The organism is Pedobacter jeongneungensis, from assembly GCF_000633455.1.
Lineage (GTDB): Bacteria > Bacteroidota > Bacteroidia > Sphingobacteriales > Sphingobacteriaceae > Pedobacter > Pedobacter jeongneungensis_A.
Genome location: NZ_AYMG01000023.1, coordinates 15,313 through 37,924 on the forward strand (window position 1 = coordinate 15,313; position 22,612 = coordinate 37,924).

General features: G+C 38.5%; 19 protein-coding genes. 12 read left to right on the plus strand and 7 right to left on the minus strand.

Annotation, left to right across the window (positions count from 1 at the left end):
* Positions 1–57: 57 nt before the first annotated feature.
* Together U859_RS0119875 and U859_RS0119880 are read right to left on the minus strand one after the other, a co-directional pair.
* Positions 58–1,770 carry a RagB/SusD family nutrient uptake outer membrane protein gene (locus U859_RS0119875; RefSeq protein ID WP_029985988.1) on the minus strand — a complete coding sequence of 571 codons (1,713 nt, stop codon included), beginning with the start codon at positions 1,768–1,770 and terminating at the stop codon, positions 58–60.
* A gap of 15 nt (positions 1,771–1,785) precedes the next feature.
* On the minus strand, positions 1,786–5,016 hold the full coding sequence (locus tag U859_RS0119880) for a SusC/RagA family TonB-linked outer membrane protein (RefSeq protein WP_025145071.1): 3,231 nt from the start codon (positions 5,014–5,016) through the stop codon (positions 1,786–1,788).
* A gap of 576 nt (positions 5,017–5,592) precedes the next feature.
* Between U859_RS0119880 and U859_RS0119885 the strand changes: the two genes are divergently transcribed.
* The gene (locus U859_RS0119885) at positions 5,593–6,894 is read left to right on the plus strand and encodes a DEAD/DEAH box helicase (RefSeq protein WP_025145072.1); all 1,302 of its coding nucleotides are present in this window, start codon (positions 5,593–5,595) and stop codon (positions 6,892–6,894) included.
* Between the two features lie 159 nt (positions 6,895–7,053).
* Here U859_RS0119885 and leuS read toward each other — a convergent pair whose 3' ends face one another.
* Together leuS and U859_RS0119895 are read right to left on the minus strand one after the other, a co-directional pair.
* Positions 7,054–9,840 (minus strand): leucine--tRNA ligase, encoded by a 2,787-nt coding sequence (leuS, locus tag U859_RS0119890; protein ID WP_025145073.1) that lies wholly within the window; start codon positions 9,838–9,840, stop codon positions 7,054–7,056.
* 358 nt (positions 9,841–10,198) lie between these two features.
* A complete protein-coding gene (locus U859_RS0119895) occupies positions 10,199–10,606 on the minus strand; it encodes a hypothetical protein (RefSeq protein ID WP_025145074.1) in 408 nt (135 codons plus the stop codon).
* A gap of 199 nt (positions 10,607–10,805) precedes the next feature.
* Here U859_RS0119895 and U859_RS0119900 point away from each other — a divergent pair, with 199 nt between their 5' ends.
* The 8 genes from U859_RS0119900 to U859_RS0119935 all read left to right on the plus strand — a co-directional run bounded on the left by U859_RS0119900 (position 10,806) and on the right by U859_RS0119935 (position 16,061).
* Positions 10,806–11,684 (plus strand): cell division protein FtsX, encoded by an 879-nt coding sequence (locus U859_RS0119900; protein ID WP_025145075.1) that lies wholly within the window; start codon positions 10,806–10,808, stop codon positions 11,682–11,684.
* Positions 11,684–11,911 carry a DUF3098 domain-containing protein gene (locus U859_RS0119905; RefSeq protein ID WP_025145076.1) on the plus strand — a complete coding sequence of 76 codons (228 nt, stop codon included), beginning with the start codon at positions 11,684–11,686 and terminating at the stop codon, positions 11,909–11,911. The genes U859_RS0119900 and U859_RS0119905 overlap by 1 nt, the downstream gene beginning before the upstream one ends.
* A 39-nt stretch (positions 11,912–11,950) precedes the next feature.
* A complete protein-coding gene (locus U859_RS0119910) occupies positions 11,951–12,154 on the plus strand; it encodes a DUF2281 domain-containing protein (protein WP_025145077.1) in 204 nt (67 codons plus the stop codon).
* Positions 12,154–12,540 (plus strand): type II toxin-antitoxin system VapC family toxin, encoded by a 387-nt coding sequence (locus U859_RS0119915; protein WP_025145078.1) that lies wholly within the window; start codon positions 12,154–12,156, stop codon positions 12,538–12,540. Before U859_RS0119910 ends, U859_RS0119915 begins: the two co-directional genes overlap by 1 nt.
* A 17-nt stretch (positions 12,541–12,557) precedes the next feature.
* Positions 12,558–13,352, plus strand: a complete 795-nt coding sequence (locus U859_RS0119920; protein WP_025145079.1) for an undecaprenyl-diphosphate phosphatase — start codon at positions 12,558–12,560, stop codon at positions 13,350–13,352.
* A gap of 121 nt (positions 13,353–13,473) precedes the next feature.
* Positions 13,474–14,205: a tRNA pseudouridine(55) synthase TruB gene (truB, locus tag U859_RS0119925; protein ID WP_025145080.1), complete on the plus strand. Its 732-nt coding sequence runs from the start codon at positions 13,474–13,476 to the stop codon at positions 14,203–14,205.
* The gene (locus U859_RS0119930) at positions 14,202–15,062 is read left to right on the plus strand and encodes a YitT family protein (protein ID WP_025145081.1); all 861 of its coding nucleotides are present in this window, start codon (positions 14,202–14,204) and stop codon (positions 15,060–15,062) included. The genes truB and U859_RS0119930 overlap by 4 nt, the downstream gene beginning before the upstream one ends.
* Before the next feature lie 12 nt (positions 15,063–15,074).
* Entirely contained in the window at positions 15,075–16,061 is a 987-nt protein-coding gene (locus tag U859_RS0119935) for a bifunctional riboflavin kinase/FAD synthetase (protein WP_025145082.1), read from the plus strand.
* 2 nt (positions 16,062–16,063) lie between these two features.
* Here the strand turns inward: U859_RS0119935 and U859_RS0119940 are convergent, their stop codons facing one another.
* Positions 16,064–16,444, minus strand: coding sequence for a type II toxin-antitoxin system VapC family toxin (locus U859_RS0119940; protein WP_029985989.1), 381 nt, complete (start codon positions 16,442–16,444; stop codon positions 16,064–16,066).
* 3 nt (positions 16,445–16,447) lie between these two features.
* On the minus strand, positions 16,448–16,699 hold the full coding sequence (locus tag U859_RS0119945; RefSeq protein WP_025145084.1) for a hypothetical protein: 252 nt from the start codon (positions 16,697–16,699) through the stop codon (positions 16,448–16,450).
* A gap of 601 nt (positions 16,700–17,300) precedes the next feature.
* On the opposite strand from U859_RS0119945, the gene U859_RS0119955 reads away from it, so the two are divergent.
* The 3 genes from U859_RS0119955 to U859_RS0119965 all read left to right on the plus strand — a co-directional run bounded on the left by U859_RS0119955 (position 17,301) and on the right by U859_RS0119965 (position 21,546).
* Positions 17,301–19,514 (plus strand): cation:proton antiporter, encoded by a 2,214-nt coding sequence (locus U859_RS0119955; RefSeq protein ID WP_025145086.1) that lies wholly within the window; start codon positions 17,301–17,303, stop codon positions 19,512–19,514.
* Positions 19,515–19,604: 90 nt separating this feature from the next.
* Complete coding sequence (locus U859_RS0119960; protein ID WP_025145087.1) at positions 19,605–20,639, plus strand: DUF2157 domain-containing protein; 1,035 nt, start codon at positions 19,605–19,607, stop codon at positions 20,637–20,639.
* A gap of 484 nt (positions 20,640–21,123) precedes the next feature.
* Positions 21,124–21,546: a secondary thiamine-phosphate synthase enzyme YjbQ gene (locus U859_RS0119965; RefSeq protein WP_025145088.1), complete on the plus strand. Its 423-nt coding sequence runs from the start codon at positions 21,124–21,126 to the stop codon at positions 21,544–21,546.
* A 2-nt stretch (positions 21,547–21,548) separates the two neighbouring features.
* Here U859_RS0119965 and U859_RS0119970 read toward each other — a convergent pair whose 3' ends face one another.
* A complete protein-coding gene (locus U859_RS0119970) occupies positions 21,549–22,517 on the minus strand; it encodes a YihY/virulence factor BrkB family protein (protein WP_025145089.1) in 969 nt (322 codons plus the stop codon).
* Between the last annotated feature and the right edge of the window lie 95 nt (positions 22,518–22,612).

A 22,612-nucleotide genomic window follows, 5' to 3' on the forward strand; every position in this document is an offset into this window, starting at 1 on the left:
AGTGATGGCCTATTTACGACCATCACCCCACTCATGTACCTTATTCATAACTAAATCCTAATAACCCGGACTTTGTTTAAGTGTTCCTTTACTCCTGTCAATCTGGTCCTGAGGTAAAGGGAAATACTCATCTCTGCTTTCTATACTAATTCCTTTTAAATAGTCGAAATATCCACCTTCAAATGAGAAATAGCTCTCCAGCGTTTGTTTGGCTATGCCCCAGCGCACAAGATCGAAAAAACGATGGCCTTCCATAGCCAATTCTAATCTGCGTTCAAAACGTACCGCATTTCTGGCGTAGGTATCATTTGGAAATGAGGCATACTGACTAACCTTGTAAGCCGCAGCTGGCACCCCGTTTATAGATTGAGGTGTTATTTTAGCTGCCCTGGCTCTTACAGCGTTAACTAAGGTTAAAGCCCTTGGCAGATCGCCTTTTTCTACTGCACACTCTGCAGCCATGAGGTAAACATCACCCAGGCGGATCAGGTTTACATTTAATCCGGTTACATTGGTGGTACCCGGTGCAGTTCCGCTGGCAATCTGCGCAGCCTCTATTGTATTTTTAACGGCAACAAACGGACCTCCATTGGAAGCATCACGAATCCAGGTATCGCCGGCCATTATACCCCAATCGCGGTAAGGAACACCACGCCTGCCAATAGTCGATTCTATACGCGGATCTAATGGAAGGGTTTTATCTACCACATAATTGTCTTTTGCAGCGCCGGTTAATCCGAAATCTGATTTGTATGGGTTGGTACGGTAACTACCATCTAACAATGGCAAACCAGCTATATCCACTTTGAATGAATTGGCCAGATCAATAGAAGGCTGAAAGAAACCGCAGCAATTGATCGGGGTATTTCCGTAAGGGAAATTCAGGATATCGCCAACGTTTCCATTATCACCACCTGTACCATCAGTACCAACCGAATGTTGAACAGACATAATGGTTTCTGGTCCGTCTTCTTTGGTAATATCGAAATTATCCGCATAAGGCATGGTGGTTAGATCTGCTTTAGCCAAAATTACCGCATTCAGCAGATCATAAGCTTCTGTATATTTTTTCTGATATAAGAAAACTTTCCCCAAATAAGCCTGTGCAGCATATTTATCAACCCTTCCTTTTTGGTTTTTTGGTTTGGTTGTACTTAGGTTGGCTACAGCAAACTGAAGATCAGTCACAATATTTGGATATATGTCTTTATCGTTTGGAACAAATGTACCACTAGTGGCTTCGGTAACATAAGGAACCGATTTAAATACCCTTACCAAAAAGAAATAATAATGCGCACGTAATAAACGGGCTTCACCCTGGATTTCTTTAGCACGGGCATCATCAAACTTGGCTGAACCATTACCTGCCTGTAAATTAGCCAATATTTTAAGGGTGTTGTTACAACGTTGAATACCTTCAAAACACCTGTCCCAAAGGTTGGATAAATTATCATTGGTACTGGTTGGCGAATGCTGTTCAATGGCATTCATAGGGGGCTGATCGCCAACACTACTGCCTTTATGGGCATTATCTGAAGCTACTTCTCCAAACAGCCATTGGCTCGGTGCAGCACCATAATTGCCATAAGTACCATTCACATTACCGTTTAGTAGTCCATAAGCACCTACCAGTAAACCCTCTACCCCATCTTGTGTGGTTAACTGCGATTCTGTAAGCTCGCCTTGAGGTTGCAGGTTCAAAAATTCCTTCTTACACGAGAAAGTAGAAAAGATCAGGAAGGAGAGCAGGATATATTTTATATGTTTCATCTTTATTTCTTTTAATTAAAATCCAACATTAATACCAATTAAAAACTGACGGGGAGAAGGATAAACACCCTGATCTACCCCTGGAGCAGAGAAAGTATCTGTAATTTGGCTCACCTCCGGGTCCATACCAGTATATTTCGTTATTGTGAATAAATTGGTTGCACTTACATATACCCTCAATTTACTGATTGGCGAATTGGCACCAAATGCTTTGGCAGTAGGGATTGAGTAGCCAAGCTGTATATTTTTTAACCTTAAAAAACTTCCGTCCTGAATGTAATAGCTTGATGAGGCAAACTCCAGATCTGAAGCACCGGCATAAGCAGAAGGCGTAAGACTGCTTGGATTTGAAGGACTCCATGCATTTAGCAATCTTGTACTTTTAGCGCCATCAAAAGAAGGGAAATCGGTGAAGTAGCGTGTAGCCTGGAAAATATCATTGCCCTGAACGCCATAAATAAATGCAGCAATATCAAAGTTTTTGTAAGATGCGTTTAAGTTTATCCCAGCGGTAAAATTAGGATTGGGATCTCCGATAATGGTTCGGTCTTTAGGATCGATTACCCCATCGCCATTAATGTCCTGATAACGCAAACCACCAACCCTGGCCCCTGCGTAAGATGGATTAGCCTGAATATCTGCAGTACTTTGGTAAATTCCGGCAGTTTTATACCCGAAAAACGAACCAAATGGAGCGCCTTCCTGCAATACACTGGTTTGTAAACTTCTGTAGTTACCATAAATCTGATTAAAAATACCAGGGGCCAATCTTACAATCTCATTTTTGTTTTTAGAGAAATTCAGTCCAATATCAAATTTAAACGGATTATTGTCTTTGATGCCATAATGATAAGCAACATTAAATTCGATCCCCTTATTGCTCATATCACCAATATTCACAAATGGTGAGCTGCCTAAACCAACCACACTAGATGGTAAAGGAAGGTTATAAAGCATATCGGAAGTCTTTTTACTGTACCAATCAACCGATCCGTCTACAGCACCACCCAAAAGGCTAAAATCAAGTCCAATGTTTAGCGCCTTTAACGATTCCCATTTTACATCGGCATTTTGATAGGCATTTTGCCATACCCCGGTAGTTAAGCCATTAGCCCCACCAACAGCATAAGCAGAATTGATGATAGAACTTTGGAAACGGTTAATATACTGGTATGGCGGTATCCGCTGATTTCCGGTTTGACCATAACCTACACGAAGTTTTAAATCGCTAACCCATTTAATGCTCTTCATAAATTCCTCTTCCGATAATCTCCAGGCCACACTTGCCGCCGGGTAATTACCGTATTTATTGTTCGGACCAAAGTTCGAAGATCCGTCACGCCTGAACGTAATACTTGCCAGATAACGGTCATGGTAAGAATAATCTACCTTTCCAAATAAAGAGAATAGTGAACCGATAGAGCCAAAACTGGTATTGCTGATATTGGAAGAACCCGTACTCAGGTAATAATAATCCTGATTGCCCAGAATAAAGAAATCATTTCTGCCCGCATTTAACTGGCGGGATCTTGATCTGATTGCCTCTGTACCAACCAGTACATTTACACGATGCAACTCATTAAAAACCTTGCTGTAGTTTAAAGTATTGCTCCAGGTCCATTCGGTATTATATCCCTGATATTCGTTCAGGTTATTGGAGTTGTTACCTTCAGAAAATTCTAAGTTCGGATAACGCATAGACAGACCATTAAAGTTTTCATAGCGCAAACCAAAATTGGTTCTTAATACAAGGCCTGGAAGGATGTCGCCCTCAGCGAAAACATTTCCGAAGAAGAAATTACTCTTGTTTTTATTATCCTTGGCGCGGTAAAGGAAAGCAAGCGGGTTTTCAGCATTTCCCAACTGACTTCCACGGCTACCGGCAAAATTTCCGGCAATATCGTAAACCGGGATAATGGTAGGGATACGGTAAGCCCAGCCCAGTGCACTGCCCTGATCCTGATAACTTCCGGGCGTATTGGGATTAACGCCAAAACCATAACCTTCCGAATAACTGTATTGCGCATTTTCGCCAAAACGAACATGTTTGTTAAAAGCAGATATACTCGTATTTGACCTCAGATTATACCTTTTAAAACCAGTGTATTTGATCGTTCCTTTCTGATCCAGGTATCCGCCCGAAAAAGTATAGGTTGCATTTTCGCCACCACCTGTAGCACTGATCTGATAATTCTGGATCGGTGCCGATTCAGTAATCTCATCAAACCAATTGGTACCTGCCTTATTTGCCCTTGTAATCTGATAAAATAGATTAGGGTCGCGGCTGTAATTATATTTAGAAGGATCGGCATCTGCAGCGGTAACATCCTGGCCCAGTTTCGAACCGGCTACCAGATAGTCGGGTAATACAGGAGTTGGCCCTGAACCATAATTTTTACCAGCGGCAACTGTTTTCCCGGCATTTTTATATCCATCAAATACATATTGAGCATATTGTTGTGGATTCATCATTTCAGGGAAACTGCCTTTTCGTGGGGCTTGTGTACCATAATAAGAATCGAGCGTAATTTTTGGTGGTCCTGCCACGCCTTTTTTGGTAGTGATAATTACTACACCATTATTGGCCCGTGATCCGTAAATAGAGGCTGAGGAAGCATCCTTCAATACCTGCATACTTTCGATATCATTTTGGTTAAGCCAGGATAATTTACCCTCGAAAGGAACACCATCAATCACATAAAGTGGTTCATTGTTATTGATGGTACTAATACCTCTGATGCGGATCTGCGGCGTAGAACCTGGCGCTCCGTCGTTTATAATCTGTACCCCGGTAGCTTTACCCTGTAAAGCTTCTACTGCACTGGCGGCAGGCTGGGCTTTTAACAGGCCCATGCTCACCACGGCCACAGCACCCGTAAGATCCTTTTTTCGCTGGCTCGAATAACCGGTTACTACCACCTCTGATAATTTGTTGTTTTCGGCCAATAAAACAATCGCTATATTGGTTTGGCTGCCTACGGTAACTTCTTTTGATCCGTAACCAATAAATGAAACCACCAATACGTCGGCGGGTTTTGCAGCAATAGAAAATGTACCATTTGCATCGGTAGTGGTACCGCCAGGACCGTTTTTGATTTTTATGGTTGCCCCAACTATAGGGAGTTTGTCGTCACTCGCGGTAACTTTCCCGGTTACTTTGGTTTGGGCATTTGCCTTGATTGCGAACAGCATACTCAGGCACAAGAGAACATAACTCCTCCTGAAGAAAGATAGTTTTTGTTTCATAGGTTATAATGATAGTTAATGATACTTAGGGTACTGAACTAAAAAAAATGGCAATGCGGAGCACACAACAATTTAACTTGCTGCAATTTTTTCAGTAATAATTTAAGGTTGACCGGTTTTTTGCCTTTTTAAATCTGGGGCAAATAAATCAGGATCGAATGCTCATAAATGGGATGTACTGTTTTTTTCATCGTGTAGTAATTGGTTAGATAGTTGGTTAGAAAATTATATTATTTACTTCATTAATTTATAATACAAAAAAATAAACGTAACAAATACATTTAACATAAAATAAATATACAAAAAATAATAACAACAGATACACAAAATTTTATCACACTTTATCTTTAAACAATAGCAGTTAAACATTATGATTTGATGTATGGCAGTAAAATGTTGTTCCAGGCTGTAATGGCAAGTATTGCACCTATATACATTTTCCAAATTTAATTTGTATCTTTGCCGCTGAAGCAGGAATAAGGGCTTGCCATTCTGAATGGCATATTCTCTCCGCAAGTTAGTCCTTCAATAAATGATCGTTCTAGCTTCTTCGATAAATATTACATAGAAACATACATGTTATTCAAAGAATTAAACCTCATTGAGCCAATTTTAAAGGCCCTTGAGACCGAAGGTTATACACAACCTACACCTATACAGGAGCAATCCATCCCAACGATATTAAAAGGTAAAGATTTATTGGGCTGCGCTCAAACTGGTACCGGGAAAACCGCTGCCTTTGCCATCCCGATGTTGCAGTTATTGCACGAAAAACACATCAATACCAAAGCAACCAAAAACATAAAGGCATTAATTTTAACACCAACACGCGAGCTTGCCATCCAGATTGAAGAAAGTTTTAAAGCTTATGGCCGTAATTTAAACTTACGCCATTTAGTAATTTTTGGCGGGGTAAATCAACACTCGCAGGTTGAAGCACTTAAAAAAGGTATCGATATCTTAGTGGCTACTCCTGGCCGTTTGTTAGACTTAATGAACCAGGGTTTTATCAACTTAAACACCATTGAGTTATTTGTACTGGATGAGGCTGACAGGATGCTGGATATGGGCTTTATTCATGATGTGAAAAGAGTGGTGGCTAAATTGCCAACAAAACGCCAGACTTTGTTTTTCTCGGCAACCATGCCAGATGAAATCCAGAAGTTGGCCAACACCATTTTATCTAGTCCAACTAAAGTAGAGGTTACCCCTATTTCTTCTACTGCCGAAACCATTGTACAATCGGTTTATTTTGTGGATAAGCCTGATAAAAAGAAGTTATTGATCCATTTATTGGAAGATAAAAATATCCAGACTGCTCTAGTTTTTACGCGTACCAAACATGGTGCTGACAGGATTGTGAAAGATTTAGCGCATGCCGGTATTAAAGCTGCTGCCATTCATGGTAACAAATCACAAAATGCCCGTCAAAGAGCATTAACCGATTTTAAAGACAGGAAAATCCGCGTTTTAGTAGCGACTGATATTGCTGCCCGTGGTATTGATATCGATCAGTTATCACATGTTTTTAATTTCGAATTACCTAATATCCCCGAATCTTACGTACACAGGATTGGTCGTACAGGTAGAGCAGGTGCCAACGGTATTGCGATTTCTTTCTGTGATGCGGAAGAAAACGAGTATTTATTGGATATCCAAAAGCTGATTAAAATCACACTTCCTGTTGTTGATGACCACCCTTATCCATTAAGCTGGGAAAGTATGTTGGCTAAAAACCAGGTTAAACGTAAACCACAAGCTCAATCTAAAGGTGGCGGCGGCGCTAAAAAAAGTGGTGATGGCAACATGAGCGGCAAACCACGCAACGCCAGCAATAACAGAAGGTTCGGCGGAAACAGGAAAAGAGGAGATAGATAAAAAAGGTAGAAGGTTTAAGGCAGGAAGGCTTAAGGTCTGAAAACCCACCTTAAAATAACTTTCAACAAAAAACCCGATTTGCAAAAGACAAATCGGGTTTTTCTATTTTTAAGGCAAGAGAAAGGAAAACCCTAAACCTTACGCCTTATACCTTCTACCTTAAACAACTACATTAATAATCTTTCCTTTAACGAAAATGATTTTTTTAGTCGGTTTTCCATCCAAAAATTTCTGGAACTGCTCATCTGCGAATAGAATTGCTTCTGCTTCTGGTTGGGCTAAAGTTAAACTCAAGTTCAGGTTCATTTTCATTTTACCGTTGATGGAAACCGGATAAGCAAACTCATCTTCTACCAGATATTCTGGTTTAAATGTTGGGAAAGCCGTATAAGATAAAGTTCCGGCTTCGTTACCCAATTGTACCCAAAGTTCTTCGCAGATATGTGGCGCATAAGGCGAAAGGATAATCACCATATCTTCCAGAATCTGACGGTTTTTACATTTCAGATCAGTTAATTCATTTACCGCAATCATAAAGCTAGATACAGAAGTATTGAACGAGAAACGCTCGATATCATCCTGTACTTTTTTAATGATTTTATGCAGCGATTTCAGCTCTGCTTTGGTAGGTACGTTATTGTTTACATGGAAAGTCCAGTCTTCGTTGTGGAACAAACGCCAGAACTTACGCAAGAACTTAAATACACCTTCAATACCATTCGTATTCCAGGGTTTGCTCTGCTCCAACGGACCTAAGAACATTTCGTACATACGCAAAGTATCGGCACCATAACGTTCAATCAAATCATCTGGGTTAACCACGTTGAATTTTGATTTCGACATTTTCTCCACTTCCACGCCGCAGATGTATTTTCCACCTTCAAGAATAAATTCTGCATTGGCATATTCTTCTCTCCAGGCTTTGAACTTAGTCAGATCTAAAGTATCGTTTTCAACGATATTTACATCAACATGTAACGCCGAAGTTTTATATTCTTTTCTTAAGCCAGCAGAAACATAGGTATTGGTAGGTTTTCCGTTCTCATCATTAATGCGGTAAACAAAATTACTTCTACCCTGAATCATCCCTTGGTTGATCAGTTTTTTGAAAGGCTCTTCCTCTTTGGTATAACCTAAATCCTTCAAAAATTTATTCCAGAAACGGCTATACAATAAGTGACCGGTTGCATGTTCAGAACCGCCGATGTATAAATCCACATCTTTCCAGTATTCAACCGCCTCTTTTGAAGCAAAATCGTTATTGTTGTTGGCATCCATGTAACGGTACCAGTACCAGCTGCTTCCTGCCCAGCCCGGCATGGTGCTTAATTCGTAATGACCGCCATCATTTGGCAACCAGTTTTCGGCCCTGGCCAATGGTGGCTCACCTGTTTCGGTCGGTAAATATTTATCAATTTCGGGAAGCAATAATGGCAATTCTTCTTCTTTAACCAGATAAGGCAATCCATCCTTAAAATAAACCGGAATCGGCTCACCCCAATAACGCTGGCGACCGAAAATCGCATCGCGCTGACGGAAATTCACTTTGGCTTTTCCAACTTTTTCAACCTCTAACCAATTATTCAAGAATGCTACAGCTTCTTTATAAGTTAATCCGTTAATAAAGCCAGAGTTGATGTACTTTCCTTCTTTTGTTGGATCAGCCTGCACATCAATATCTTTTTGTCCGTCCAAAATCTGGATAATCGGTAAATTAAAGTGTGTTGCGAATAACCAATCGCGTTGATCGCCACTTGGCACACCCATTACCGCACCTGTTCCGTAACCAGCCAATACATAATCAGCAATCCACAGTTGAACACGCTCGCCACTTACCGGATTTATCACATAAGTACCTGTAAAAGCACCTGAAACCGTTTTGGTATCAGCCATACGGTCTAATTCCGATTTCTTTTTGGTTAAGGCGATATAATTTGCAATGTCCTCTTTTTGTTCAGGAGTGGTCAATTCTGCAACCCATTCATGTTCCGGAGCCAAAACCAGGTAAGAAACACCAAAAATAGTATCTACGCGGGTGGTAAAGACTTCGATTTGTTTATCGTTTCCTTCCACCTGAAATTTAACAGATGCGCCAACACTCTTACCGATCCAGTTGCGTTGCATTTCTTTAATCGGCTCTGGCCAGTCGATGGTATCTAAACCTTGCAAAAGCCTTTCTGAATAAGCGGTAATCCGCATACTCCACTGCATCATTTTCTTTTGCTCAACCGGAAAACCGCCACGCTCAGAGAAACCATCTTTTACCTCATCATTCGCCAAAACGGTACCTAAAGCTGCGCACCAGTTTACCGTACTCTCGCGAAGATAAGTTAAGCGGTATTTTAACAATTCGATTTGTTTCTCTTCATCCGAAAATGTTGCCCAGTCGCTTGGCATAAATGCTTTGGTATCTTCATCGCAAACCGCTTTTACATCAGCTGTGCCAGATGCATTGAATTTTTCGATCAGGGTGGTAATATCTTCTGCCCTGTCGTTTTCGATGTTGTACCACGAGTTAAACAACTGCATAAAAATCCACTGTGTCCATTTGTAATAAGATGGTTCACTAGTGCGCACTTCCCTGCTCCAATCAAAAGAAAAACCAATCTGATCTAACTGACGGCGATAAGTTGCAATGTTTGCCTCAGTGGTGATGGCCGGATGCTGTCCTGTTTGTATCGCATATTGCTCTGCTGGTAATCCGAAAGAATCGTATCCCATTGGGTGCAATACGTTAAAGCCTTTAAGGCGTTTGTATCTCGAAAAAATATCTGATGCAATGTAACCCAGTGGGTGACCAACGTGTAAACCTGCTCCTGATGGGTAAGGAAACATATCTAACACATAGTATTTTGGTTTATCAGAATTGCTTTCGGCTTTAAATGTTTGATGATCTGCCCAGAATTTCTGCCACTTTTGTTCTATTTCTTTGAATTGGTAATCCATTGCAAGTTTTAAATTTTTAAAGGTGCGAAAATACGGAAATTAAGGGGCTTAAAAAAGGAGATTCATGATATTATTTTGCCAACAGAAATACAGAATAAGAAGAAGTTAAGTTTAAAATATCGTCTTTTTGCGGAGTCAGATGTTACCATCTAACTGATTAAGTATTTTTTCAAATATATTTTTTTAAAGAAAATTTATTCAGCGTTACGTCATTCCCGCGCAGGCGGGAATCTTAATGCATATAGAGCATTACGATCCCCAATCGGGTTGGGGATGACGATCTATCCAAATTTAATATAAAAAAATGCGCCATTGATCTAAAACCAATGGCGCAGGCAAATAATCGGGGATTAAGCTCTTATCTTGTCAAATAATACACCTTAGTAACGTTTGTTTTATCGATTTTAGCAGTAAATTGCAATTTATTCGCAGAAATACTATTTATTCTGCAATAATTTAAACCATCATTGATACTCATAGTGAATTGATCCGAATAAATGATCGAATATTCACCAATTGTCCTATTTCCGGACAAACTTATCTCCACCTGATCGTCATTATTCGATTTGTAATCAATATAATCAGTGGTTTTGCCATAATTCACATCTCCATTTAGTTTATCATCAGTATAACCTGTAGTTACAACCCTATTTAACGTCCAACGGCCCATCATTTGAGCTTTTAACGAAGTTTCATCTTTTTTGCAGGAAATAATGGTTGAGGTGAAGAGCATTAACAGACTAAGGATGGTAATTTGTCTTTTCATAGTAAATTTTGTTTTAAGAATATCTATTTAACGCCCTTTTAACAAATTTCGTACCGTATTTAGTGAAAAAGTAAAATCTATACGAAGAATCTGATCCTCAAACTAAAAGCTAATCCTATCCGTTAATATTCATTTAGCAATCATTAATTGGTGTTTATCAGGTATAATTTATATTTTCGCAGAAACAAAAATGAAATACATGGAAGAATTCGAAGTAAGTGATGCATCTAAGAAAACCAAAACCGTTTATATCTCTACTATAATTAGTATTGCATTGGTTTTATTAATGCTGGGACTACTTGGGTTGGTACTTGTACATGCCAAAAACCTGTCTAACTACGTTAAAGAAAACATTGTTTTAAACATTATTGTTGATGAAGGTGCAAAAGAAGCTGATGTATTGGCTTTCCAGAAAGAATTAAATACAAACCCTGCTGTAAAGCAGACGCAATATGTAAATAAAGAGCTTGCTGCCAGAAATTTAACCCAGGATTTAGGTGAAGATTTTGTTAACTTCTTAGGTTACAACCCGCTAACTTCTACCTTCGATGTGTACTTAAAAGCAGAATATGCGAACAATAAAAGCATCGATGCACTAAAAGCGAGTATTTCTAAAAACCCTGTTGTTAAAGAAGTAGTTTACCAAAGTTCTTTAATTGATATGGTTAACAAGAACATCAATACCATCGGGTTGATTATTTTTGCTTTTGCAGTACTACTTTTAATCATCTCTATTGCACTGATTAACAACACCATACGATTAGCCATTTATTCACAGCGCTTTTTAATTAAAAGTATGCAGCTGGTTGGTGCAACGAAAAATTTTATCCGACGTCCTTTCTTACTGTACGCTGCTTTGCACGGCCTAATTGCTGCGTTTATAGCCATTATTATTTTATTGGCAACCTTGATTTATGCCCGCAAAGAAGTACCGGAAATTATTATTTTAAATAACTACCAGGAATTTGGCTTTGTATTTATCGGCCTTTTAATTGTTGGTATTTTTATAACAGGCATTAGTACATGGTTTGCAGTAAGCAGATATTTACGTTTAAAATCTTATCATCTTTATAGATAATGGCAGAAAAAAAAACAAGTCCGGTTGTTAAGGACGTTAAAAGCGAATTGGTTTTTACCAAAAAAAACTACCAGTTATTATTAATCAGCATTGCAATTGTTGCATTTGGTTTTATCCTGATGATGGGCACCACTGGTGACATATACGACTTCAGAAGAACTTTATTGGCTCCGATAGTGGTTTTGGCAGGTTTTGCTTTTGGTATTTATGCTATCTTAAAAAAATAAATGTTTTGTATTCAGTAAAGTGTTTTTTAACTTTATAATATGACAACAACAAATTTGCAGATTGAAATTAATTCGCTTCCCCTAAACCTTAGGCAGGAAGTTGCGGATTTTGTTGAATTCTTAAAAACAAAACACAAGAACAAGCCGAAATTAAAATCACGTGAATTTGGGTATGCAAAAGGTAAGATCAAACTAGCAGATGATTTTGATGAGCCTTTAGAAATGTTTGCTGATTACATTTAATGGCCTACTTATTAGACACGCATACCTTTTTATGGTTTGTATCAGGTGATGATCAATTGCCAGTTTCAGTAAAAAAAAGGCTATCTGATATTAATATATCCTGCTTCTTAAGCATTGCTTCTTTTTGGGAAATTGCCATTAAAAAACAGATTGGAAAGCTCGATTTAAAAATCGGTTTTGAAGAGCTTTTTAGATTTGCAGAAAGAAACCAAATTGAGATTGTCTCCATTAATGAAACCCATCTTACAACATTACTAAACCTCGAATTCATTAACAATGATCCTTTTGATCGGATTATTGTATCGCAAGCCATTTCAGAAGATTTGGTCTTGATTTCAAGAGACAAAAAATTAAAAAACTATAAAGTAAAATTACAGTGGGAATAACCCATTAACTAAACAATATGAACGCTTTTGAAGCCATTGTCCTTGCAGTTGTTGAAGGATTAACTGAATTTTTGCCGGTATCGAGCACTGGTCACATGATTATTGCATCATCATTGATGGGCATTGCATCAGAACCATTTGTAAAACTTTTTACCATTGTAATCCAACTTGGCGCGATACTTTCTGTAGTTGTACTCTATTTTAAAAGATTCTTCAAGTCAATAAATTTCTACATTAAATTGCTCGTTGCCTTTATTCCTGCGGCAGTATTTGGCCTGTTATTGAGCAAAAAAATCGACGAATTATTGGAAAGCCCAATGGCCGTTGGCATTTCGTTGCTTGTTGGAGGTGTTATCTTATTATTTGTTGATAAATGGTTTAATAAACCAACCGTACTCGAAGAAGAAAAGGTAACTTATCTAACCGCTTTAAAAATCGGATTTTTTCAATGTATCGCCATGTTACCAGGTGTATCTCGTTCTGGGGCAACTATTGTAGGTGGTATGAGTCAGAAATTAAGCCGAAAAGTTGCTGCTGAGTTTTCATTTTTCCTTGCAGTGCCTACGATGTTTGCTGCAACGGCGAAAAAATTGTACGATTTTTACAAAGAAGGGCATACCATTACCCATGATCAAACCAATCTTCTAATTATCGGTAACGTTATTGCTTTTGTGGTAGCACTCCTGGCTATTAAAAGTTTTATCGGGTACCTGAACAAACATGGTTTTAAGGTTTTTGGCTGGTACAGAATTGCCGCAGGTTTAATCATTATCATTTTGTTATTGAGCGGCCACAACTTACAGATTATATAATCCGTAAAATATTAAGCACAGATTTATATTGATGATTTTTATCTGTGTGCATCCTTTTTATCTGTGGTTAAAAAAATTAAGTAAACCACATTGAATCCGTATCTTTGCGCAAAAAAGATTTGTGAGTACTGAAAATTCAAAATTTAAAGATTTCAATTTTGCTGAAGGCGAATTGCTTTTAATCAATAAACCATATAAATGGACTTCATTTGATGTGGTAGGCAAAATCCGTAATTCTTTAAAACCGCTAAAATTAAAGGTTGGTCATGCCGGCACTTTAGATCCCCTTGCAACAGGCCTGTTAATCATCTGTACCGGCAAGTTAACCAAACAGATAGACACCTTCCAGGCTGAGGAGAAAGAATATACCGGAACGATGGTTCTTGGCGCTTCTACCCCATCTTTCGATATGGAAACTGAGGTAGACGAAACTTTCGACATTAGCAATATTACCGAAGAAGAAATTTATGCTGCCTGCAAACCTTTTATTGGCGATATCGAGCAATATCCACCAGCACACTCTGCTGTAAAGGTAAACGGAGAGCGTTTATATGTAAAAGCACGCTTAGGCGAAGAGGTTGAATTGCGTAAACGCTTTGTAAATGTTCCTGAATTTGAAATCACCAGGATCGAACTTCCGGAAATCGATTTCAGGATTGTATGCAGTAAAGGCACTTACATCCGTTCGCTGGTATCCGATTTTGGCAAGGCTTTAAACAATGGCGCTTATCTATCTAAACTTACCCGTACCCGAAGCGGAAACTTTTTACTTAAAGATGCGTTTGAGGTATTAGAACTTGTTAATTATATTCGTAGCAAGAAAGAAGAAGCCAAAACTGAAGCAGAAGCATGAACCACATCAAAAACAGGCACACCAGGTTTATAAAAGAAATTCTTTTAATTATTGCGGGTGTAACTTCGGCGTGTTTTGGCCTAAAAAGCTTTTTAATGCCGAGCCATTTTATCGACGGTGGAGTTACTGGTATTTCATTGTTATTAAGCACATTAACAGGATGGAATTTATCATACCTGATTGCCATCATTAACATCCCGTTCGTTATTTTAGGTTACCGGCAGATTGGCAAAGGTTTTGCACTTAAAACAGCCATTGCTATTGCAGCACTTTCCATAGCCCTGATTTTTCTGCCTTTCCAGCCCATTACGCATGATAAATTGCTTATTGCTTTTTTTGGGGGGTTGTTTTTAGGTGGAGGGATCGGTCTGGCCATGCGTGGTGGCTGTGTAATTGATGGAACAGAAGTTTTAGCACTTTACATCAGTAAAAACAGCATTTTAACCGTTGGAAATATCATCCTGATACTAAATATCATTATTTTTGCTTTCGCAGCTTATTTTCTGAATATCGAAACGGCATTATATGCTATTTTAACTTATTTATCAGCATCCAGCACGATCGACTTTATAGTGAATGGCATAGAACAATATACTGGTGTAACCATCATTTCAGAACATCAGGATGCCATTAAAGGTTTCATCATCAACGAAATGAAACGTGGTGTTACCATTTATAAAGGTGAGGGCGGATACGGAGAAAAGAAAGATATCGATATCATTTTCACCGTGGTTACCAAACTAGAAATGAGCAAATTGCAGACAGCTATCCGACAGATCGATTCTGATGCTTTTGTGATACAGCAACAAATTGCCGATTTAAAAGGCGGCGTAGTAAAACGCCATGCTTTACATTAATTTATTATCCCATTGAAGATATACAATAACCTTTCGGAATTTAAAAAATTAGATAATGCCATTGTTACCATTGGCACTTTTGACGGTGTGCATTTCGGACATCAAAAAATCATTAAACAGCTGGTAGAAAAGGCAAAAGCCGATAATGGTGAAAGTGTAATTTTAACTTTTTTCCCGCACCCAAGGATGATCATCGACCCTGAAAATCAGGATTTGAAAATGATCAATACCATTAATGAAAAAGCTGAAATTTTAAAAAGTTTAGGTGTAGATCATTTGATTATTACGCCTTTTACCCGCGATTTCTCTAACCAGCTTCCGGAAGATTATATCAAAAATACCCTGGTTGATAATATTGGTACCAAACACATCATTATTGGTTACGATCACCGTTTTGGGAAAGATCGTTCGGGTAATTTGAGTGATTTAAAAGCTGCCGGCTTACACTTTGGTTTTACTGTTGAGGAAATTATGGAGCAGGATATCCACGATGTTGCGGTAAGCTCTACTAAAATCCGTCAGGCGCTTTTAGCCGGAGATGTTGGTTTGGCCAACGATTATCTGGGTTATCCGTTTTCCATCTTCGGCAGGGTAATCAAGGGCGACAAAATCGGCAGAACAATTGGCTTCCCTACAGCAAATATCTTCGTCGAAGAAACCTACAAATTGATTCCAGGCGATGGCATTTACGCCGTAACAGTTGAGATGAGCCCAGAATTTAAAGAGGATTTGCAATCGACAAGTGGACTTCCGACTTCGGACTCCGGACTTTGGACTTACAAAGGTATGGCCTACATCGGTCAGCGTCCAACCATTAATGGGATGACGAGGAATATCGAAGTGAACATTTTTGATTTCAACCAGGAAATTTACGGACAGGATATCAAGATGAATTTTTTAAAGTTCCTCCGCCATGATGTAAAATTTACCGGATTAGAGGCTTTAACCATTCAATTACAAAAAGATAAGGAATCGACCTTAGCTTATTTTAACGGGTAGATTTATTTTTCTGAATATAAAGTCAGATCATTAATGAATTTAAAATCTTTTAAATTATAAGTAAACAGTCTTAATTTAGTTTCAATTGCGGTAGCTGCAATTAATGAGTCGGCTATCGCAAGACCATGGCTTAATTTAAAATCCTGCATTAACCCAATGGCAGTAAGGTTTACCCTTTCATTGATCAAAATGACACTAAACCTGCTTAATTTTCTATTGATAATGCTAAGATCAAGTTTATTGGTAGCGCCAAACAACAACTCCATTTTGGTAATGGACGAAATGATCACATTATCCAACCCGATATGCGTTTCTAATATCGCCGTTACAGATGCATTTCGATTTTTATTTCTATCAAAATAATCTATCAATACATCAGTCACAAATTACTTTTTCCTTTGCCATGCCGCATTCCTCAATTCTTCAGCATTCAGGTCCTTTCCTGTAAAAACATCATGCAATTTCCCAATATCGACGCTAGGGTCTCCAACAACAATTGGAATGCCATTGATACTAGCTTCTTTTTCAGTCACTTTTTTAACTGTATGATCCGAAACTGAGAAATTTAAATATTTACTTAATTTCTTAAGCGCCTCCAGTGTTTTATTACTTTTATATTTGATGGTTACTTCTTTCATTAGATTTATTTTTTGATGTATACACAAATTTAATCAATATTTTTTAGAATAAACACGTCTATATCCGATGTCAAATGGGTATCAATATCGAAAGTTCAAGTCCATTTTAATCAGTTTTTTCTTTCAAAAAAGCCTTATTTTCGTTATATTAGCGGCAATGAGGCTTTTTTACATCATCTTCTTACTTTCCATCTCCATAAATTTTGCGGCCATCGCATCGCAGGAAAAAAGAAATGATGCAACATTAAAAAACACCAAAATCAGTTTCTTTTCCTGTAAAAAAAACACCCGGATCAATCTTGGTTTTAATCAGGACAATGAGAGTTTACAAAAGGATTTTATTAACAGTTCTATTGTAAAAATAGCTTCAAGTGCCTGTATCCTCCTGTCTTTTTTGCTGTTCCTTTTTTTAAAGAACAAACCTGTTAGCAACCAATTTGTAATCAAGAGATTAAAATATAATTATTGGTGCCTGTTTAAGATGCTCTATCCAAAACATGTTTTTTGGTAAGTAATTCCATTTTATTGGAATTTTAATACATGTCGGGCACATATTAGGTCCGGAAATATATTATTTAACATCGTTACCCATTTTTTATAGATGCATTTACCTGATTTAATTGCCGATTTAGGCTTAATCCTTGCCGCAGCAGGGATCACCACACTTATATTTAAAAGAATTAAACAGCCCCTCGTTTTGGGCTATATACTGGCTGGCCTATTGGTTGGTTCTCACTTAGATTTTTTTCCCTCCGTTACCGATACCAAAAGCATTAATATCTGGGGCGAAATCGGTGTTATTTTCCTTTTGTTCAGTTTAGGTTTAGAATTCAGTTTTAAAAAGCTGGTTAAAGTAGGTGGCTCTGCCTCCATCACAGCCATTGTAAAGGTTTTATTTATCATTCTGGCCGGCTACCTCGTGGGTAAGGCCATGGGCTGGAAAGATATGGACAGCTTGTTTTTAGGTGGGATTTTATCTATTTCATCAACCATGATCACCATTAAGGCTTTTGAAGAACTGGGCTTAAAACATAAAAAATTTGCGGGTCTGGTGTTCGGTGTTTTGATTGTGGAGGATTTAGTTGCTATCCTCTTATTGGTACTGTTCTCTACCCTGGCGGTTAGTCAGCAATCAGCTGGTACAGAAATGTTATATTCTATTTTAAAATTGGCTTTTTTCCTTGTACTATGGTTTTTGGGTGGAATATTTGTAGTTCCATCGTTTCTTAAAGCCACCAAAAAATTAATGAATGATGAAACCATGCTCGTGGTATCATTGGCCTTATGTTTAGTAATGGTTTTATTGGCCGATAAGGTTGGCTTCTCTCCTGCCCTTGGCGCATTTATTATGGGCTCCATTTTAGCCGAAACCACACAGGCCGAAAGGATTGAACATTTAACTAAATCAGTAAAGGATTTATTTGCTGCTGTATTTTTTGTTTCTGTCGGGATGCTCATTGATCCATCTATGCTGGTTAAATATGCTGTTCCAATCTTAGTGGCTACCACGGTTATTATCTTTGGTAAAATCTTATTCACCATTTTAGGTGCATTATTATCTGGCCAGCCGTTAAAAACCTCGGTACAATCGGGCATGAGTTTGGCCCAGATTGGTGAGTTCTCTTTCATTATCGCTTCACTAGGCTTAACCCTTAAAGTAACCAGCGACTTCTTATACCCTATCGCGGTAGCAGCGGCAGCAATTACTACATTTACCACGCCATACCTGATCAAACTATCAGAGCCTTTTTATCAATACTTAAACCGCGTTTTACCAAAAAAATGGTTAGACGGCATTGAAAGGTACAGTTCGAGTACCGAAGGGATTACCACCTTAAGCGATTGGAAGGTTTTATTGCGGTCGTACATATTTAATACCATCATCCACTCGGTAATTATTATTGCGATCATATTTTTGGCTTATCGGTACGTACAGCCCTTTATTGTGAGCAATATTGCAAATAGCTTAACTTCTATTATCATCAGTGTTGTCGTTTCGTTCATATTAATGTCGCCATTTTTATGGGCTCTATCTATCCGAAGGATTCAAAGAACGGCTTATTCTCACCTTTGGCTAAATAAAAAATATACCCGAGGACCATTAATAGCGATCGAATTTTTCAGGGTTGCATTGGGGATTTTCTTTGTAGGTTTTTTGATGTATGAGTTTTTCGATACCTGGGTTGCTGCCGTGATTGCACTCGGATTAATTATTCTTGGGATGGTGATTTTCTCCAGAAAACTTCAATCCTTTTACGATAAACTGGAAAGACGTTTTATGTTAAATTTAAATGCACGTGAAAACCAAAAACCTGATATTTTGCCTTGGGATACCCACTTAACAGAACTTACGGTTTCTCCCGAATCGGAAGTAGTTGGAAAAACATTGACCGAATTGATGATCCGGGAAAAATATGGCGTAAACATCGCTTTAATTGAACGTGGAAGGAATAACATTCCAACGCCTGGAAGAGACGAAAGGCTATACCCTAACGATAAATTACTGGTGATTGGCGCTGATGATCAGTTGGCTGCTGTTAAAGCATTGTTAGAAATTGACACCCCAGAAATTGCCGAAGAAGATAACTTCCCGAATAAGGAAATGACCTTACAAAAAGTGGTGGTTCATACCGAATCGCCGGTTTATGGATTAAGCATTAGAAATGCAGGAATCCGTGAAAAAGCACAGGCTTTAATTGTTGGTATTGAGCGCGGTACAGATCGGATACTGAATCCCTCTTCTGATTTTATCTTTGATAATGGCGATGTCATCTGGATTGTAGGGAATAATAAGAAGATTAAGGAGGTGATTTAGTTAGTCCGTAGTTTTTAGTCGATATAGACTACTGACTGAGGACTTTTGACTAAAGACTAAAAAAAGCTATCTTCGTATATAACCTAACCTATGAAAGTCGACAGAGAAAAGAGTGAATTTCTTGATGATATGATTGAGCAGTGGCAAAGCGACGGCATCATTAACCAAGAAACAGGAAATAAACTCCGCAAAAGTTATGAGGCTAAAAATTTCGATTGGCTTCGACTGGCGCAATATGCTTTTTGGGTAGCGCTGGCCTGTGGTTTTATTGCGCTTGGTTCGCTATTAATTGACAATTCAATTTTAAACTACTTAAAAAGGGTTTACAATACACCAAATATCGTTATTGCTATTGTTTCTGGTGGATTGGCGGCATGGCTTTATATGCTTGGCTTCAGGCGGAAAAAGAAACTGGCACATTTAAAATTCAGCAACGAAGCCATCGTTTTTTCAGCGATTTTACTTACTGCAAATGCTGTTGCTTATTTCGGAAAGGCATTTGATAATGGTTCAGGCAATTTCTCTATTCTGATACTGGCTTCAGTATTTATTTATGGCGCTTTAGGTTTTGTATTCAACTCCCGGTTGATCTGGATTTTTGCCTTAATATCATTAGGCGCCTGGTTTGGTACCGAAACAGGGTACCTCAGCAGGTGGAATTATTATTTCCTGGGCATGAATTATCCTTTACGATTTGTCGTTTTTGGTGCTACCTTAACCGCAGCATCTTTCATTATGAAAGCTATTCCTAAAACGCAAAACTTCTTTCAGGTTACCTATATGGCAGGGATGGTTTACTTGTTTGTATCACTTTGGGCTTTATCGGTGTTCGGCAATTTCGCCAGCTTAGAAGAATGGTATACCGTGAGGCAGTTAAGTTTGTTTTATTGGGCCTTAATTTCGGCAGCAATCTGTGTAGGAAGCACTTTATTTGGCTTAAAATACCATGATGATATTGCAAGGGAATTCGGCATTACATTTCTCTTCATCAACCTGTATACACGTTATTTCGAATATTTTTGGGATAGCTGGCATAAAGCTTTATTCTTTTCTGTGTTAGCCGCTTCCTTTTGGTTGATCGGCAGAAAAGCGGAGAAGATATGGAATGTGGAGTTTTTGAAGTAGTAATTTCAAATACAGGTGCCGTCATTTCGAGCGGAGTGCAGCGTAGTCGAGAAATCTGTCTCGAGATAGATCTCTCCGCTCCACTGCGTTTCGGTCGAGATGACGAGTTTTTTAATATAACTTATCACTAAGAGACACCGAATGTTACAAGTTAAATTACGCAGACAGTGTCTGCGCAATTAGGAAAAGGTCAGACACTGTCTGACGAATTCAAAAATGAAGAAATTTCCGAAACGCTACCTCGGAAATCACCCAACTTGATCAGGTAGCTATCGGATGGGAATCTTAAAGCGTTTGATAGGCCGCGAAGAGTCGTCATTGCGAGAAGGCTTTTTCAGCCGACGAAGCAATCTTTCTTGCAAGAATCGCTGGTAGGAAAGATTGCTTCGTCGTACCTCCTCGCAATGACGAGTTTTCTATTGGAGTCTGTCAATGTTAGCAGAGTACAGCGAAATGGAGAGATAACGAATTATTTACTAAACCAATGAAAATATACCAACAAGCTTTAACACTTGGAGAAAGAAGAAGGGGCTTCCATATCATTACTGATGAGGTTGAGGATGCGCTACCCCAGCTTGATGAGATTAATGTTGGCATCTGCCAGGTTTTTATCCAGCATACTTCTGCTTCGCTTACCATTAACGAAAATGCTGATCCTACGGTCCGAATGGATTTTGAAATGTTCTTTAATAAAACCGTTAAAGAAAATGATCCCGATTATGAGCACGATTACGAAGGATCAGATGATATGCCTGCTCATTTAAAATCGGCAATTTTAGGGAGCTCGGTTACAATTCCAATCAGAAATGGCAGATTGGCTCTTGGCACCTGGCAGGGCATTTACCTTTGTGAACACCGCAACCGTGGCGGACAAAGGCGATTGATTATTACTGCCTGGGGAGAATAACCTTATGATTTTTTTACTTCTTCTTTAATTTCAGGGTGGTTATCCTGAATGGACTTGCCTTCTGTTTCCACTTCAATTTCTTTGGTGGTAACCGCATAATGTGAAGGATAAATCTCTGACCCAAAAGCAACAGCATATGCCTTGGTAAATTCGGCACCAAAATATAAAATAATTGAAGAATAATACGTCCATAAGAGCACCACGACTAACGATCCTGTTGCACCATAAGTGCCACCCACATTACTTTGCCCGATATAAAGCGAAATGGCAAATTTGCCGATCATAAAAAGTACCGCTGTTACAATTGCACCAGCAATAACATCGCGCCACTTAATAATTGCATCAGGTAATACTTTAAAAATCACCCCAAATATTAAAGAGATAACAGCAAGGGTAACTACTTGATTAATAATGTAAAATACAATAACCGATACTTCTGCAAACCTGGCCTGTAAGCGGCCGCTAAAAGCATCCAGTACAGAAGTTACGGCGAGTGATACCAATAATACAAAACCAAGGCTTATAATCACGGAGAACGACAGGAAACGATTTTGCAGCATCTTTACCCAGCCCCTTTTAGGTTTTGGTTTTAAACCCCAGATGGTATTGATGGAATCCTGAATATCTCCAAAAACAGTAGTAGCCCCAAGCAACAACGTAAAAACACCTATAATTAAGGCTATGGTACTTTTTCCATCCAAATAAGCATTTTTAATCAACTGCTGTAAAGAAGTGGCAGATTCTCTTCCTAAAAAACCTTCCAATTGCGCATAAACCTGACCTTCTGCAATTTCTCTACCTAAAAATATGCCACATAAAGAAATAATCACCACCAACAAAGGAGCCATAGAAAAAACGGTATAGTAAGCTAATGAGCCACTTAATTTGGTTACTTTATGATCATTAAACCCTGTAAATGAAGCTTTTAAAACAGTCCATATTCCTTTTAAAGTGATTTTATTCTTTGCCATAATAAACGGTTAAGGTGAGATGCTGTAAATTAAACCGCTTATTTTTTGAATTGTTTTTTATTATCCTGTAAGGGCCACAAAAAAAGCTCCGGTAC